The sequence below is a fragment of the Aeromicrobium sp. PFPM2_SD2 genome, assembly GCF_057364525.1.
The window spans coordinates 1-814 of sequence record NZ_JBNFNZ010000696.1; the positions used below are offsets into that span (position 1 = coordinate 1).

An 814-nucleotide genomic window follows, 5' to 3' on the forward strand; every position below is an offset into this window, starting at 1 on the left:
CTGCGGCGTGCACAGGCCCAGCAGGGCCTCGGCCATCTCCTCGGGCGCCCAGGTGCGGACTCCGGCGGCCTCGACGGCCTCGACCAGCGGGTCGTTGCCGCCCATGAGCCCGGTGCCGCGCACCCAGCCGATGACCGCGTGGGCCAGCGTGACGCGCTGCGACCAGCTCGTCTCGGCGTGCCACTTGTTGACGACGGCGTCGAGCGCGGCCTTGGCCTCGCCGTACGCGCCGTCGCCGCCGAAGGTGCCGCGGTTGGGCGAGCCCGGCAGGACGACGTGCAGGCGGGAGGCCAGGTCGTGGTCGCGACCGCCGCTCAGGGCGCCCACGAGCCGCTCGACCGACCACAGCAGGATGCGCATCTCGACCTCGGCGCGCGATCCGGCCTCGGTGAGGTCGCCCGCGACGCGTCCGGCCGCGAACGGCAGCAGCAGCGTCGGGGTCAGCGCGGGCTTGACCACCTCGGTGGCGCCGCGCACGGTGCGCGTCTGCTCGGACGTCAGCCAGGTCGCGAACGCGTCCACGTCGGCGAAGGACGCCATGTTGGCCGGGACGACCCACAGGGCGGCGCCGCCACGGGCGTGGTCGCGGAACAGCTGCTTGTAGAAGCCCAGCTTGCGCTGGTCGACCGACGACGTGGTCGCGACGACGGTGGCGCCGCCGGCCAGGAGCCGGCCGACCACGGACGCGGCGATGGATCCCTTGCTGGCGCCGGTGACGACGGCCAGCTCGCCGGCCCACTCCCCCGGCGTCGTGTCGAGCGCCTGCTCGGCGGCGCGCTCGAAGGCCGGGCGCAGCGCCGGCGACCGGTCGCCC

Annotated in this window: 1 protein-coding gene; it reads right to left on the reverse strand. The window is 75.8% G+C overall.

Annotated elements, in window-relative coordinates; translation table 11 throughout:
• The coding region (locus tag AC2W7G_RS17540; protein WP_485869564.1) for a hypothetical protein at nt 1-814 on the reverse strand (814 nt) is incomplete at both ends.